The 15051-nt window shown below is 67.0% G+C and carries 14 protein-coding genes; 4 read left to right on the top strand and 10 right to left on the bottom strand.

All coding sequences use genetic code 11. The features are described 5' to 3' along the window. Positions 1 to 15 precede the first annotated feature (15 nt). Genes EAO27_RS03185 through EAO27_RS03205 form a run of 5 tightly spaced genes read right to left on the bottom strand, consistent with a single transcriptional unit; the run spans position 16 to position 5373 of the window. The gene (locus tag EAO27_RS03185) at positions 16 to 1596 is read right to left on the bottom strand and encodes a GMC family oxidoreductase N-terminal domain-containing protein (protein ID WP_242777028.1); all 1581 of its coding nucleotides are present in this window, start codon (positions 1594 to 1596) and stop codon (positions 16 to 18) included. Positions 1597 to 1600: 4 nt separating this feature from the next. Next, positions 1601 to 1765, bottom strand: a complete 165-nt coding sequence (locus tag EAO27_RS03190) for a rubredoxin (RefSeq protein ID WP_242777030.1) — start codon at positions 1763 to 1765, stop codon at positions 1601 to 1603. Between the two features lie 16 nt (positions 1766 to 1781). Next, positions 1782 to 3032, bottom strand: coding sequence for a cytochrome P450 (locus tag EAO27_RS03195; protein WP_242777032.1), 1251 nt, complete (start codon positions 3030 to 3032; stop codon positions 1782 to 1784). After that, positions 3029 to 4171 (bottom strand): serine hydrolase domain-containing protein, encoded by a 1143-nt coding sequence (locus tag EAO27_RS03200; RefSeq protein WP_242777034.1) that lies wholly within the window; start codon positions 4169 to 4171, stop codon positions 3029 to 3031. Before EAO27_RS03200 ends, EAO27_RS03195 begins: the two co-directional genes overlap by 4 nt. Further along, positions 4168 to 5373, bottom strand: coding sequence for a cytochrome P450 (locus EAO27_RS03205; RefSeq protein WP_242777036.1), 1206 nt, complete (start codon positions 5371 to 5373; stop codon positions 4168 to 4170). The genes EAO27_RS03200 and EAO27_RS03205 overlap by 4 nt, the downstream gene beginning before the upstream one ends. Before the next feature lie 237 nt (positions 5374 to 5610). Between EAO27_RS03205 and EAO27_RS03210 the strand changes: the two genes are divergently transcribed. From EAO27_RS03210 to EAO27_RS03225, 4 genes are read left to right on the top strand one after another with little or no spacing between them, the layout of a single operon-like run. Beyond that, complete coding sequence (locus EAO27_RS03210) at positions 5611 to 6780, top strand: acyl-CoA dehydrogenase family protein (protein WP_242777038.1); 1170 nt, start codon at positions 5611 to 5613, stop codon at positions 6778 to 6780. Then, entirely contained in the window at positions 6777 to 7856 is a 1080-nt protein-coding gene (locus EAO27_RS03215) for an acyl-CoA dehydrogenase family protein (protein ID WP_242777040.1), read from the top strand. Before EAO27_RS03210 ends, EAO27_RS03215 begins: the two co-directional genes overlap by 4 nt. Beyond that, positions 7857 to 8675, top strand: a complete 819-nt coding sequence (locus tag EAO27_RS03220) for an enoyl-CoA hydratase-related protein (RefSeq protein WP_242777042.1) — start codon at positions 7857 to 7859, stop codon at positions 8673 to 8675. It begins immediately after the preceding gene. 9 nt (positions 8676 to 8684) lie between these two features. Then, entirely contained in the window at positions 8685 to 9251 is a 567-nt protein-coding gene (locus EAO27_RS03225) for a nuclear transport factor 2 family protein (RefSeq protein WP_242777044.1), read from the top strand. A gap of 29 nt (positions 9252 to 9280) precedes the next feature. Here EAO27_RS03225 and EAO27_RS03230 read toward each other — a convergent pair whose 3' ends face one another. The 5 genes from EAO27_RS03230 to EAO27_RS03250 are packed head-to-tail and all read right to left on the bottom strand — an operon-like array spanning position 9281 to position 15009. Then, the gene (locus EAO27_RS03230) at positions 9281 to 10438 is read right to left on the bottom strand and encodes an NADH:flavin oxidoreductase (protein WP_242777046.1); all 1158 of its coding nucleotides are present in this window, start codon (positions 10436 to 10438) and stop codon (positions 9281 to 9283) included. Between the two features lie 11 nt (positions 10439 to 10449). Further along, entirely contained in the window at positions 10450 to 11892 is a 1443-nt protein-coding gene (locus EAO27_RS03235) for an MFS transporter (RefSeq protein ID WP_242777048.1), read from the bottom strand. Between the two features lie 22 nt (positions 11893 to 11914). Next, positions 11915 to 13117, bottom strand: coding sequence for an acyl-CoA dehydrogenase family protein (locus tag EAO27_RS03240; protein ID WP_242777050.1), 1203 nt, complete (start codon positions 13115 to 13117; stop codon positions 11915 to 11917). Beyond that, positions 13117 to 14190 (bottom strand): acyl-CoA dehydrogenase family protein, encoded by a 1074-nt coding sequence (locus EAO27_RS03245; RefSeq protein ID WP_242777053.1) that lies wholly within the window; start codon positions 14188 to 14190, stop codon positions 13117 to 13119. Before EAO27_RS03245 ends, EAO27_RS03240 begins: the two co-directional genes overlap by 1 nt. An 18-nt stretch (positions 14191 to 14208) precedes the next feature. Then, positions 14209 to 15009 (bottom strand): enoyl-CoA hydratase/isomerase family protein, encoded by an 801-nt coding sequence (locus EAO27_RS03250; RefSeq protein WP_242777055.1) that lies wholly within the window; start codon positions 15007 to 15009, stop codon positions 14209 to 14211. Between the last annotated feature and the right edge of the window lie 42 nt (positions 15010 to 15051).

Raw genomic sequence — 15051 nt, forward strand, 5'->3', positions numbered from 1 at the left:
GAACGGCCGGCGCGATTAGCCGGCGTCGGCGAGGATCAGGTCGCCGGCGCGCGAGGCCATTGCCATCGCGGGAGCGTTGGTGTTGCCCGACACCAGCGACGGCATCACCGAAATGTCGACGACGCGCAGCCCCTCGACCCCGCGCACGCGCAGCCGCGTGTCGACGACCGACGCCGCGTCGTCGCCCATGCGGCAGGTGCCCGCGGCGTGATAGCCCGCGCCGCCGATGCGGTGATAGGCGTCGATGATCTCGTCGTCGCGCTCGATGCCGGCGCTCGGGTCGATCTCCGCGACGACGAAAGGGGCGAGCGCGGGCTGGGTGAACATCGCGCGGATGAAACGGAAGAGCGCGACCGAGACGCGGCGGTCGTATTCGGTCGCGAGATAATTGGGATCGATGATCGCGGGGGTCGCGATGTCGGGTCCACCGATCAGGATGCTGCCCTGGCTTTCGGGACGCATGACATAGCCGCCGCACATCGCGCCGGGAAAGTCGTGCAGCGACAGGCCGGGGGTGCTGGTGTCGATCGACATCGGCCCCATGCCGAGCTGGGCGTCGGGGCGGCCGCTGCCCGGTTCGGTGCGGATGAAACCGCCGACCTCGAACGCCGCCGAGGTCAGCGGGCCCGATTTGAAGAGGAAATAGCGCAGCGCGCTGAGATAGAGGCCGGCGCCCTGGAAGGCGGCATTCTCGCTGCCCTCGCGCAGGCGGTATTGCGCGCGGAGCAGGCGATGCTCGCGCATGTTGTGGCCGACGCCGGGGGCGTCGTGCAGTATCTCGACCCCGACGCTCTTGAGGTGCGCGGCGGGGCCGATGCCCGAGCGCTGGAGCAGGGTAGGGGAATTGAGCGCGCCGGCGCTGAGGATCACCTCCGTCGCCGCGATGTCGCGTTCGCCGTCGGCGCCGCGGATGCGGACCCCGGTGATGCGCTTGCCCGTATGCGTCAGGCGCAGCACGTCGGTGTCGGTGATGACGGTGACGTTGGGACGCGCCATCGCGGGGCGCAGGAAGACCTTGGCGGCGCTCTGGCGCCTGCCCTTCCAGATGTTGCGCGGCTGATAACCGAAACCCGGACCGTCGAGCGCATTGAGGTCGGCGGCGGTGGGCACGCCCATTTCGGCGGCGGCGGCGATCATCGCCTCGAGCACCGGCAGCTTCGTCGGATGGATGGTGATGTTGAGCGGGCCGCCGCTGCCGCGCATGTCGGAGGCGCCGAGCTGGTGATTTTCGAGCGCCTTGAAATGCGGCTTGAGGTCGGCCCAGCGCCAGCCGTCGCAATCCCATTCGTCATAGTCGCTCGGCTGGCCGCGGACATAGACCATGCCGTTGAGCGAACTCGATCCGCCGAGCGTCTTGCCGCGCACCCAATATTCGGGTTCGTTGTGGCCGCCGGTCTTTTTCGCGACATAGGCGTGGGTCAGCGACGGATCCATCAGCGTCTTGCCGAAGCCGCGCGGCATGTCGATCAACGGACTCGAATCGACGGGGCCGCTTTCGATGACGAGGATTTTGTGGCGGCCGCTGCGGCTCAGCCGTTCGGCGAGCACGCAGCCCGACGAACCGGCGCCGACGATGATATAGTCGAACGGTCCCATCGCGTCAGATCTCGACCATGTCGAATTCGGCCTTCAGCGCGCCGCAGTCGGGGCACTTCCAGTCGTCGGGAATGTCTTCCCACGCGGTGCCGGGTTCGATCTCGCCGGCCGGGTCGCCGAGTTCCTGCTCGTAGATCCAGCCGCAGTTCATGCACATCCATTTCTTCATCGCAGCGGCCCTCCGGTCAGCGGTCGAACCTGACCCACAGATGTTCGGGCACGCGCAGCAGGTGCCCCTTGATCGCGGGTGCCGGCTTGTCGGGGGCGAGCCGCAGGTTCGGCAATTTGTCGAGGATCGCGTTGAGCGCGCGGGTCATCTCGACGCGCGCGAGATGCTGGCCAATGCACAGATGCGGGCCGCTGGCGAAGGCGACATGGCGGGTCGAGCGGCTGCGGAAGATGTCGAATTTGTCGGGGTTTTCGAACTTGCGCGGGTCGCGGTTCGCCGAGGCGAGCACGGTGTTGATATAGGTGCCCGCCTTGATCGGCACGCCCTCGATCTCGGTATCCTGTGCGGCGTAGCGGAAGGTCGAGGAAACGGGCCCCTCCCAGCGCAGGGCCTCGTCGATCGCCTGCGGGATCAGGCTGCGGTCCGCGGTCACCGCCGCGAGCTGGTCGGGATGGGTGAGCAGCCCGGTGAGCAGCACGCTCGTCCCGCGATAGGTGGTGTCGCCGCCCGCGTTCATCAACTGGCGGAGGAAGGAGATGAGCACATCGTCGGGCAGCCGCTCACCGTCGGCCTCGACCGTGGCGAGGTGGCTGATCAGGTCGGTGCCGGGGTTGCGGCGCTTTTCGGCGAGCAGCGCGCCGAAGAAGGTTCCGAGCTTGGTGCTCGCTTCGGGCCCCTGCGGCGCGCCGATCGACGAGAGAATCTGCGCGATCGCGAGCTTGTGGAACACCGGCGCCTGCGCCGGGTCGAGTTCGACCTGCGCATAGATGACCTGGAACGGATAATGGTGGGTGAATTCCTCGATCAGGTCGGCCTCGCCGCGACCCAGAAATTCGCCCATCAGCCGGTTCACCACCGGATCGACGACGGTTTCGCCCCATTGCGCAACGACTTGGGGCAGGAAGGCCTTTTGGAAAATCTTGCGGTATCGGGTGTGGATCGGCGCGTCCATCACGGTGATGGTGTTGCCGAAGGAGCGCCCGAGATTATGCTCGAACGCCTCCTTGTTGCGGAAGATTTCGGGCTGGGTCAGCACCTTCATCACGGCGTCGTAGCCGAGCACCATCACCTGCGGCAGATGCCCCATCTGGACGTCGGGGACGTCGGTGAACTGCTTGCGATAGCTGCCCTCGACCACCGGACCCTGTTCGCGCAGTTCGTGGATGCGCGGATAAGGATCGGGGCAGTCGCCGGTCGACAGTTTCTCGATCAGGAAGGGATCGAAGCTCTTGTCCTCAAGATCTTCGAGGCGGGGCATGACGGTCATGATTTCCACTCCAGGCCGAGCGCGGCGACGACGGCTTGCGAGATCGGCAGGATCGGATCGTCCTTGGGATCGCGCGCGTTGAACATGCGGTTGTGGCACACGGCCACGGCGAGATTCTGGTCGGGGTCGGCCCAGCCGAGCGAGCCGCCGGCGCCGGGATGCCAGATCGCGCGCGGGCTGCTGACGCGGGGACCGCCGAGCCAGTAGCCGCCCGTGCTGATCGGGATCGGGATGCCGAACATCACCGGATCGGGTTCGTCGCCATTGTCGCGGATATTCGAAAAGCCGGCGACGCGGGCGGCAGAGAGGAGGCGCACGCCGTCCAGTTCACCGCCCCCCGCGAGCATCGCCCAGAAGCGCGCTTCGTCGCGGGCGTTGAAGATACCGCCGACACCGGCGATCGTGGCGCGCTGCACATCGGGCCGCGCGAAGACGGGCGGAACGAGGTCGACCGCCGAGGGCATCGAACGCGCGTAGAGCGTCGCGGCGGGTGGCGGCGGGTCGTTTTCGTTGCGGTTCGACATGACCGCGACGCGGTCGGCGACGTCGTCGGGGATGCCGATCCACAGGTCCCGAAGGCCCAGCGGCGCGTTGATTTCGTCGAGCACGAACTGGCGGAAGTCGCGGCCCTTTGGATCGCTCCTGCGAACGATCTCGCCGACGATCCAGCCGAAGGTCATCGACTGATAGAGCGTCTTTTCGCCCGGCGGCGCGAGCGGTTCCATCGCGGCGATCGCGCCGGTCATATAGTTCCAGTCGCACATTTTTTCCGGGGTTACGCCCTCGGGCATCAGTGGAACGCCGGCACGGTGGGTGAGTGCGTGGCGCACCGTCGCCGCCGCCTTGCCGTTCTGCGCAAATTCGGGCCAATAGTCGGCGATCGGCGCGTCATAATCGAGATGGCCGCGCTCGGCCTGAATGTGGAGCGCGGTCGCGGCGACCGCCTTGGTCACCGAATAGACGTTGTAGAGCGTATCGGCGGCGGCCCGGCGTCCCGAAGCGGGGGCGGCGAGGCCGTCCCAGACGTCGATGACCTGCCGCCCGCCGTGATAGGCGACGACATGCACCGCCTGCTCATGCCCCGCGTCGATCGCGGAACGGATCGCGGTACGGACGCCGCTGTCGTCGACGGTGCTCACTGCACCGCCCATTTCAGATAGAGCTTGTCGACGCCATTGACGCTGCCCGCGGCGAAGACCGGGGGGCGGGCGGGGTCGAGCTCGAAATCGGGGATTGCGGGCAGCCATTCCTCGAGGAAAACGATCAGTTCGCGCCGCGCGAGCACATTGCCGGGGCAGACGTGCGGCCCGGCGCCGAAGGCGGCGTGCTTGATCTCCGAAGGCTTGCGGTGGAAATCGACCACCGTCGGATCCGCATTGATCCGGTCGTCGAGGCCATAGAGGCACTTCGGCATCTGGATCATGTCGCCCTTTTTGAAGCGTATCCCCTTGTAATCATAATCCATCGTCAGCTGCCGCGCGGTGTTGGGCAGGCCGTAGCGACGCAGGAATTCCTCGCAGGCGGTCTGGATCAACTTCGGATTGTCGACCAGTTCGCGGCGATGACCGGGGTTCTTTGCAAGGAAATGCGCAACGAAGCCCAATTGCGACGCGACGGTATCGAGACCGCCGACCAGCACGAGCAGCGACATCGCCATGATCTCGTGCGGGGTCAGCGGCCGTTCCTCGACCTCGCCGTTCACGATCATGCCGAGCAGATCGTCCTGCGGGGTCGCCTTGCGGCTTTCGATATGCCCCATCAGATAGCCCGCGAGTTCCATCTGGGTTCGCGTCTTGAGATCGACGTCGTTGCTGCGCACCGCGATCTCGGCACGGGGGAGCAGGAAGTCGCGATCCTCCAGCGGCAGGCCCATCATCGTCAGAAAGACGTTGATCGGCAGAACCTTGGCGAATTCGTCGATGAACTCGCATTCGCCGCGCGGTTTGAGCTTCGCCACCAGATCCCTGGCGGTGTCGCGCGCGACTTCCGAATATTGCTTGACCTTGGCGGGCGTGAAGCCGGCCATCAGCAGCTTGCGGTAGGGGGTGTGCTGCGGCGGATCGAGCGACAGCGGGATCGACTTCACCCGGTCGGGGTTGAGCGGAATGTCGAATTCATTGTGGCTGAAATGGTCGTGGTCGACCTGCATCACCTTGATATCTTCGGCGCGGGTCGCGATCCAGTAGCCGCCGTAGTGCGGGGTCCAGACGATGTCGGGTCCCTTGTGCAGCTCGGCCCACGCGAGCTGGATATCCTCGGCCTTGCCGGCCAGCGTGTAGAAATCGAAATCGACCACCAGTTCGGCCGGAACATTGTCCGGCACCGCGACCGTCTGCGGCATATCTCTCTCCTCGGCCAATCGGCACGGCGTTCGCACCGCTCCATATCGTTGAGTCCCGTTTCTGACGTTTGGACATAATTTGTCAATAAGTATCATTGTCCGGGGCTGCGAGCTGGAGGGTGTGCCACGCGCCGCGCAAAATCAAATTACTTAGTTATCTGATTAGCGCGATTTCTGTTGACTCTTCCGGCCGGGGGCATTTGAGAGATAAAAGATAAATCATATAGAGGATTGAGGATGGAACTGGGGTTCGGCGCCGAATATGATTCGTTCCGGCAGGAGGTGCGCGATTTCATCGCGGCGCACTGGCCCCCCGCCGACGGCGAGCTGAAGTCGCGCGAGAATGAACGCGCGTTCGTGATCGCGGCGATCGAGCGCGGCTACATGCATCGCGCGATCCCCAAGCGCTTCGGCGGCAGCGAGCAGGAGCCCGATATCGCCAAGGCGGAGATCATCCGCGAGGAACTGACCCGCGCGCGCGCGCCGGCGGGGCGCATCCCGGGCAACGGGCTGGTCGTGCCCACCCTGCTCGAATGGGGAACCGAGGAGCAGAAAGCGCGCTTCATCGCCCCGACGCTGCGCGGCGATATCGTCTGGGCGCAGGGCTTTTCGGAGCCGAACGCCGGATCCGACCTCGCGGCACTGCGCACCCGCGCCGAACTGGTCGGCGACATATGGATTATCAACGGCCAGAAGATCTGGACCACGCATGCGCACAAGGCGACGCACATGTTCTGCCTCGTGCGCACCGAGCCCGACGCGTCGAAGCACGGCGGCATTTCCTATCTGCTCGTCGATATCCGTCAGCCCGGCGTCACCGTGCGTCCGCTGGTCCAGATGACGCGGCAGAAGGAATTCAACGAGGTCTTTTTCGACAATGCCGAAACCCCGGCCGACATGCTGGTCGGTGAGCGCGGCAAGGGATGGAACGTCACGCGGTCGACGCTCAAGCACGAACGCTCGGGCATCGCGACGATGACCTGGAGCCTGTCGATGTTCCGCGACCTGGTGAAGCTGGCGAAGGAGGTCGAACGGAACGGCGCGCCGGCGATCAGGGACCCGCGCATCCGCGAGGAACTGGCGGCGATCGAAGGCGAACTGATGTCGCTCACCTACTCGACCTACCGCGCGACGTCGCACGATATCCACGGCCGCGACATCGGCTGGTTCCAGACGATGCCCAAGCTTTACATGACCGAACTCGCGGGGCGCATCGCGAAACTGGCGCGCGATATCGTCGAGGATGATTTCACCGACATGGGCGGTGCGCGGCTCAAATGGATCGAGCGCTTCATGATCTCGCTGTCGATGTCGATCGCGGGCGGCACCTCGAACATCCAGCGCAACATCATCGCGGAGCGCAGCCTGGGCCTGCCGCGCGACAAGGTGCAGGGAGCGGGCGCATGAACTTCCTTCTGTCCGACGACCAGATCGCCTTCCTGTCGGCGATCGAGGATCTGCTGCGCGACCGCTGCGATCCGCTCCGCGTCCACAGGATCTTCGACGTCGAGGGCGACGCGCAGGTCGACGCCGATCTTTGGGCGGCGCTCGTCGAAATGGGCGTGCCCGCGATGTTCGTGCCCGAGGCCTATGGCGGGCTGGGGCTGGAGATGGTCGATCTGGCGATCGTGACCGAACTGCTCGGCGCCTATGCCGCGCCGGTACCCTGGCTCGGCCATGCGCTGGCGAGCGTCGCGATCGCGCTGGCGGGCAGCGAGGCGCAGAAGGCGGCGTGGCTCCCCCGCATCGCGTCGGGCGAAATCCTCGCCACCGTGGCGTTCGGCGAGGGGAAGGGCGTCTGGTTCCCGGGCGAATGGCAAACCAGCGCGGCGGGCGGCAGCCTGACCGGCAGCAAGGTGCTGGTGCCCAACGCCGCGGAGGCCGATCTGATCGTCGTCGGCGTCGTCGAAGGGCTGGCGCTGGTCGAGAAGGGGGCCGCCTGGCGTACGGACCGGATCGACAGCGGCGACCGCACGCGGCCGGTCGATACCGTCCTGTTCGACGGCGCGAAGGCCGAATTGCTGGCGGACGGGCCGGAGACCCGCGACCGGCTCGCCGATGCCGCGGCGGTGCTGGTGGCGGCCGATGCCTTCGGCGGGGCCGAGCATTGCGTGAAGATGTCGACCGACTATGCCAAGGTGCGCGAGCAGTACGGCCAGCCGGTCGCGGCGTTTCAGGGGCTGCGCTACCAGCTCGTCGCGATGGCGCTGGCGACCGAACCGGCGCGCGGGCTTTACTGGTACGCCGCGCACGCGTGGGATAAATTGCCCGACAAGGCGGCGCATGCCGCCGCGCAGGCCAAGGCGCACCTGACCGACACCTATCTCCAGATCACGCGCGACACGGTCGAGGCGCATGGCGGCATCGGCTTCACCTGGGAGCATGATACGCATATCTATATGAAGCGGGCGATGCTCGACTGGGCGTGGATGGGGTCGCCGGGCCGGCACCGGCTGCGCGCGGCCGATTTTGCGGGCTGGTAGATGGATCAGGGGCACGACGTCGTCCTTTACGCGGCCAGGCGCGGGGTCGCGCGGATCACGCTCAATCGTCCCGACCGGCTGAATGCGTCGAACGGCGAGCTGTCGCGCGGGCTGACCGCGGCGTTCACGCGCGCGGCGGCCGATCCCGAGGTGCGCGTCATCCTGCTGGCGGGGGCGGGACGCGCCTTTTGCGCCGGGGCGGATTTGCAGGTGCTGGGCGAATTGTCCGACGACGCTTCGGCGCCCAATTCGGGATCGGGCGGGCTGCGCTACGACGGGCTGATGCTGCTCCCCAAACCGGTGATCGCGGCGATCCACGGACCGTGCGCGGGGATCGGCCTCGCGCTCGCCTGTGCCGCCGATATCCGGATCGCCGCCGCAGATGCGGTGTTCGTCGCGCCTTTCGCGAAGCTCGGGCTGTGCGCCGAGGGCGGGCTCGCCTGGTCGCTGTCGCGACTGATCGGACCGGGGAATGCCGCCGAAATGCTGATGAGCGCGCGGCGCGTCGGTGCGGAGGAGGCCTATGCCAAGGGGCTGGTGTCGCGGATATTGCCGCGCGAGGGGTTCGCGGCGGCGGCGCTGGCCTGTGCGATCGAGCTTGCGGGGAATGCGCCGACGAGCTTTGCGATGATGAAAGCGCAGTTGCGCGAGGCGGCGGGCGAGGATTTCGAGACCGCGCGCACGAGCGCCGCGGCGCTGACACGCGCGACGCTCGATGCATCCGATTTCAGGGAAGCGCTGGCGGCGAAGCGTGAGGGGCGGGCGCCGCGCTTCGCGCCGGTCGCGGCGCCCTTCGCGCCGCCGGTCAGCACAGAATAGGAGACAGCGATGAGCAGCGACGATGCGAACCGGATCGAACGGCTCGAGCGCGTGGAGGCCCAACTCGCGATCCAGCAGCTTGCGGCGCGCTATGCCCGCGCGGTCGACAGCCGCAACCTCGCGGACCTCGGCGAATTGTTCGCGCCGCAAACGCGTTTTGGCGATCATGGGAGCGGGCCGGAGGGCGCGCGCGCCTTCTACGCACCGGTGCTCGCGGGCTTCTATCGCAGCTTTCACCAGATCGCCGGCCACATCATCACCGATATCGCCGCCGACAGCGCGCGCGGCACGGTCTATTGCCGCGCCGAGCATGAGGATGGCGACCACTGGATCGTCAACCTGATGGTCTATTTCGACCGTTATGCCCGCGTCGACGGGCAGTGGCATTTCCTCGGCCGTCGCCCGCGCTTCCTGTTCGTCGGCGATCCGCGCGAGGCGCCGCGATCGCTCGACTTCAACAAATGGCCGGGCCGCGAGGATCGCTTCGCCTGCGAACTGCCGCAGTCGGACGAAAGCTGGGGCGATTATTGGGCGCACCATGCGGATGAACGGAGCAGGGTGACGAGCCTGCCCTGAACTGTGCGGCGGCGGCGATGCCGCTTGCGTTATGTCAGGACCAGCCGCGATCCTTCGTCGAAGGGCAGCAGTTCCTCGCCTTCGCGGATGCGGCGCGTCCAGTGCGGGTCGTGCATGATCGCGCGGCCGACGCCGACGAGGTCGAATTCCCCGCGTGCGAGGCGTTCGGCGACCTTGTGGACATTCTCGACCGCCGCGCCCGAGCCACCGGTCTTCTTCGAATCATAGACCCCCGAATTGAGACCCACGCCGCCGACGGTCTGCGACGCCTTGCCGGTCAGTTTCTTTGCCCAGCCGGCGAGGTTCAGCGGCGATCCGTCGAATTCGGCCTTGTCGAAATAGCGCTGGCTGCCGTCGAAGATATCGACTCCCGCGCCGGCGATGGGGCCGAGTATCTCTTCGAGCTGCTGCGGGGTTTCGGCGAGGCGCGCGCGTACGTCCTGTTGCTTCCATTGCGAGAAGCGGAAATTGATCGCGGGATCGGGGCCGATCTCACGGCGTACCGCGCGGACGAGTTCCGCGGCGAAGGCGGCGCGCTCCCTGTGGTCGCCGCCCCAGCGGTCGGCGCGCCGGTTGGTTCCTTCCCACAGGAAATTGTCGATCATGTAACCATGGGCGCCGTGGATCGCGATGCCGTCGAAACCGACCTCCATCGCCCAGCGCGCGCTGCGCGCGAAACCGGCGATCACGTCGCCGATCTCGGTGTCGGACATCGGCCGGCCGGGCCGGGCCGCCACGGTTTCCATATAGGCGGGCGAGACCATCGCCGTGCGGTCGAGCGGCCCCCAGAGTCCCGAGGGGCGTACCGATTCGACGTCGGGATGGGGGCCGGTCCCCATTTCGCGCATCACGCCCTGGTGCCAGAGCTGCGGCATGATGACGCCCCCCGCGGCGTGCACCGCGTCGACCAGCGCGCGCCAGCCCTCGAGCGCGGCCTTGCCATACATGTGCGGGGCGTTGTCGCCGTCGACGCCGCTGCCGCCGAGCGCCGCGGGATGATCGACCCCGACGCCTTCGGTCAGGATCAGCCCGGTGTCGGCACGGCGGACATAATAGGCAGCGACGTCGGTTCCGGGGATCCCGGCAGGCGAAAAGCCGCGCGTCATCGGCGCCATCACGATCCGGTTCGCGAGGCGCAGCGAGCGCAGGGCGAAGGGTGTGAAGAGGGGAGCGATGCGGTCGTCCATCGTCGGGTCTTTCAATGCGTGGGAGGGATGGCGGCGAGCCGACGCGGCAGCATGCGCGCGAGCAGCGCGCCGGCCAGCCCGGTGCCGCAGACGAAAAGGAATACGGTGACATAGTCGGCCTCGGCCGGGAAACGCGCCACCGCGCCGCCGTGATGGCCGCCCGCCGACAGCAGTGTCGCCACGGTCTGGGCGCCGATCGCCATCGCGGTCGCGCGGATCACCGTCATCATGCCCGTTGCCTCGCTGACGCGGTCGGCGGGCGCCGCGCTGACGATCACGATCTGCAGCGTGACATAGACGATGCCGAGTCCGATCGACTGGATGACGAGGAGTGCCATGACCAGCGCGACCGCGTCGTTCCACAGGACCAGCGACCCGAAACCGATGATGATCAGGAGGAACCCGGTCGATCCAATGAGGCGGGGGCCGTGCCGCTCGACGAGGCGTGCGACGAACGGATAACTCATCGCGGTAATGATGTTGGCCGGGAGCAGCAGGAAGCCGGCCGCCGTCGCCGACAGCCCGAGTCCCGCGCCGGTTTCGGGCGCCTGCTGGCCGAACAGGGCCATGATCTGTCCACCTTGGAACGCCCCGAGCGCGAGCGCGACATAGCAGGCGTTCGCCCAGCCGATTTCGGGGCGGGCGAGCAGCCGGACCTGGAGCAGCGGGTTCGGCACGCTCAGTTCGCGCCAGATCCATGCCGCGAGCGACAGCACCGCGATCGCGAGATAGGCCAATGTCATCCTGTCCGACCAGCCGGCGTGCCCGACATTGTCGATCGCGAGCAGCAGGCCGACGGCGGCGGGGATGAACAGCAGCCCGCCGAGCAGATCGTCGCGTACCGCGCCGGGGTTCCAGGCGCGGTCGCGCTGGACAAAGGCCGCGACGCAGACGGTCGCCAGTGCGCCCATCACCGCAGTCACCTTGAAGATCATCGACCAGTCGGCAAGGTCGATGATCGCGCCGCCGATGACCAGCCCGGTCGCCGAGGCAAGGCTCGCGGCCACCGCGAGCAGGCTGATGCCGAAGGGCACCTGCCGCGGCGCCGCGTGTTCGCGGACGATCCCGAAGCAGAGCGGCACGATCGATCCTGCCGCGCCCTGCATAGCACGCCCGACGATCAGCCAGCCGAGGTCGCGCGTCAACGCACTGAGGAGCGACCCGATCGTCGAGATGACCAGCACGGCGATCAGGATGCGGCGCCGGCCGAGCAGGTCGCCGAGCCGCCCGAACAGCGCCGCGCCCGCCGCCGATGACAGCATGAACGAGGTGATCAGCCACCCCGCCGCCGATGCGCTGCCGAAATCGGCGATCAGGCTGCGCATCGCGGCATAGATCATCGTCAGTTCGAGCGAGCCGACGACCTCCGCCACCATCAGCGGCAGGACCAGGCGCCAGATCGACGGTGCCGGCCTGTCCGCTGGCGTGGCGCCGGTTGCCAAGGTGTCGGTCACGGCGTCGCCTCCTCCGCTCATGTCAGCCGCGCGGCAGGCCGAGGATGCGTTCCGAGATGATGTTGCGCATGATCTCGTTCGATCCGCCGGCGATCGTCCAGCCATAGCTTTTCAGAAAGTCGTTCATGCGCAGGCGACTGCTGTGCCCGGTGCCGGGGATCGATGGTTGCCACTTGAGCGCGTCGATGCCTTCGGCGCGCAGCAGAAATTCGGTATAGCGTTGAAGAAAGGGGCCCCAGATCAGCTTGATATAGGTCGGCAGCGTCGGCGACGCCTTGTCGGGATTGGCTTCGAGCTCGATCAACAGCTTGCGGATCATCAACCGCAGCGACTGAAGCTCGGCGTGGAAGGCGGCATATTCGCGGCGGAACTGAACGTCGCGCATCCAGCCGTCGCGCGCATCGCGCGCATCGAGTTCGAACGAATGCGCCAGCCGCTCGACCGCGCCGAAGATCAGCAGGCCGCGTTCGGTCGACAGCGTCGACTGGGCGATCTGCCAGCCATTGCCTTCGGCGCCGATCAGGTTGCCGACGGGAATCTTGACGTCGTCGAGAAATATCTCGGCGAATTCGGATTCGCCCGTGATCTGCGGGATCGGGCGGACATCGATACCCGGCGTCTTCATGTCCATGATGAAATAGGAGATACCGTCGTGCTTGCGCTTGCCGTTGGGGTCGGTGCGCGCGAGCAGCAGGCAATAGTCGGCGTGCATCGCCGCCGAGGACCAGATCTTCTGGCCGTTGATCACATAATGATCGTCCTCGCGCCGCGCGGCGGTGCGCAGCGCGGCAAGGTCGGAGCCGGCGCCGGGCTCCGAAAAGCCCTGGCACCAGATGTCGGTGCCATGGGTGATGCCGCCGAGATAGCGGTCCTTCTGTTCCTCTGTGCCATGTTCGAACAAGGTCGCGGGGGTGTGGAACAGCGAGATGGTGTACATGTCGAGTTCGGGTGCGTCGGCGCGCGCGAATTCTTCATAGACGATGATCTGATAGGCGAAGGGGATGCCGGGGCCGCCCCATTCGCGCGGCCAGTGCGGTGTCGCGAGGCCGACCTTGCGGCGCTCCTCCAGCCAGTCGACGACGATCGCCTTGAGTTCGGATTCGCGTACCGCCTGCCAGCGCTGGCGCCAGTCGGCGGGCACGGTCGCGGCAAGCCAGTCGCGAATCTCCTGACGGAAGGCGGGCTCGTCGCCAACGCGGGAGAGAATGTCGAACGTCCGGCCCATCACGCGGCCTCCAGCATGTCGGCGATGCGGTCGAGCAGCAGCGTGCGCGTCCCCCACAATGCCTCGTTGAGCTTGCCGCGTTTCAGATAGATGTGCGGGAAAAATTCGGCGGTGAAGCCGACGCCGCCGTGGAGCTGGATGCAGTCGCGCGCGATCTCGGCAACGGTGCGCGTCACATGCTGTTTCGCCGACAGCGCATCGAGCAGCGCGCGCGGATCGTCGGGGGCAAGGCCCGCCGCATGTTCGACCAGCCCGCGCGCGGCGACCAGCGCCGCCTGATGATCGGCGACGCGATGCTTGAGCGCCTGGAAGGACCCAATGACGCGACCGAATTGTTCGCGCGTCTTCATATAGTCGATCGTTCCGGCCAGCGCAGCCTCGCCGCCACCGATCGCGTCGGCAGCGATCGCGATCGCGGCGGCACGGAGCAGCCGGTCGGCGAGTCCGGCGGCGTTATCGGGAAGGAGGATCGCAGCGTCGGTGATCGCGACCCCGTCGAGGGTGACGGTACCGAGCGTGCGCGTGGTGTCGGTGAGCGCGGTGGCCTCGACCGACACGCCCGCGGCCTCGCGCGGCAGGATCAGCCAGCAGGCGCAGCCCCCGCGGGTGCCGCGCAGGCACAGAAGATCGGCGGACGGAGCATCGACCATGTCGGGGATCGTCGCGCTGACGACAGCATTTTCTGCGGCGATCACGGCATCGGTGGGCTGGGCGACCGCGGCGCGGACCGATCCGTCGGCGAGGCGCGGCAGCCATTCCGCTTGTTGCGCGGGGCTTCCTGCCGCGACGAGCAGTTCGGCGGCGAGCGTCGTCCCGAGCATCGGCACGGGGGCGGCCGCGGTGCCGAGCGCCGAATGGAGATGCGCCGCCGCCGCGGTGCCGAGACCCAGCCCGCCATGTTCGGCGGGCACGGTGAGCGCCGTCCAGCCGAGCGCGGCCATTTCGCCCCACAGGGTTTGCGCCGCCGGACCGGGGGCGCGGGCATAGGCAACGGCCTTTTCGCGCGGCCATTCGGCGCCGAGCATTTCGGCGAAGCTTTCGGCCAGGACGCCGAGATCGATATCGTCAGACATGATATGCTTGTTCCGTGATCATTCGTCGATGAAATCGGGGGGGCGCTTGTCGACCATCGCCTGCACCGCCTCGCGGTGGTTGGGTGATTCCCAGCTCTTCGTTTCGAGCCGCAGCATCTCGCCCATGTGGCGGCGCGCCTTGTCGAGGATGTCGAGGTTGAGTGCCTGCTTCGTCGTTTGCAGCGCGCTCGGCGATTTCGAAAGAAAGAGATCGACCCATTTGGCGACCATCGCGTCGAGGTCTTCGCGCGCGACCGATTCGGTGATCAGCCCCTTGGCGGCGGCCTCCTTGCCGCGCAGCGGTTCGCCCGACAGCAGGTGGCGCCGTGCCTCGACGAGGCCGACGAGGTTGGGCCAGAGCAGCGAGCCGCCGTCGCCTGCCGCGAGCCCGACGCTGACGTGCGGGTCGCCGATCAGCGCATCCTCGACCGCAATGGTGATGTCGGCCGCCAGTGCGAGGCTGGCGCCCATGCCCATCGCATGGCCGTTGATTCGTGCGATGACGGGTTTGGGGCATTCGAGCATCGCGACGATGATCGCGCGCGCCTCGAAGATCCCGACGTGCCAGCGTTCGCGGTTGCCCCAATTGTCGATCATTTTCCTGGGGTCGCCGCCCGCGCAGAAGCCGCGCTCGCCGGCGCCGGTGAAGACGATGACGCGGACGCTGCTGTCGCCGCCGGCATCGGCCCAGATGCGCGTCAACTCCTCGTGCGCCGCGGGCGTCATGCCGTTGAGCGGCGGGTTATCGAGCGTGATCGTCAGGACGTGGCCGTCCTGTCGGACCGACAAGGCGCTGTAGCTGGCGTAACGGTTCGACACCTAATCCTCCTAACTGGTATACTATTACTTGCATCGAACCGC

The organism is Sphingopyxis sp. YF1, assembly GCF_022701295.1.
In the GTDB taxonomy this organism is placed as follows: Bacteria; Pseudomonadota; Alphaproteobacteria; order Sphingomonadales; family Sphingomonadaceae; genus Sphingopyxis.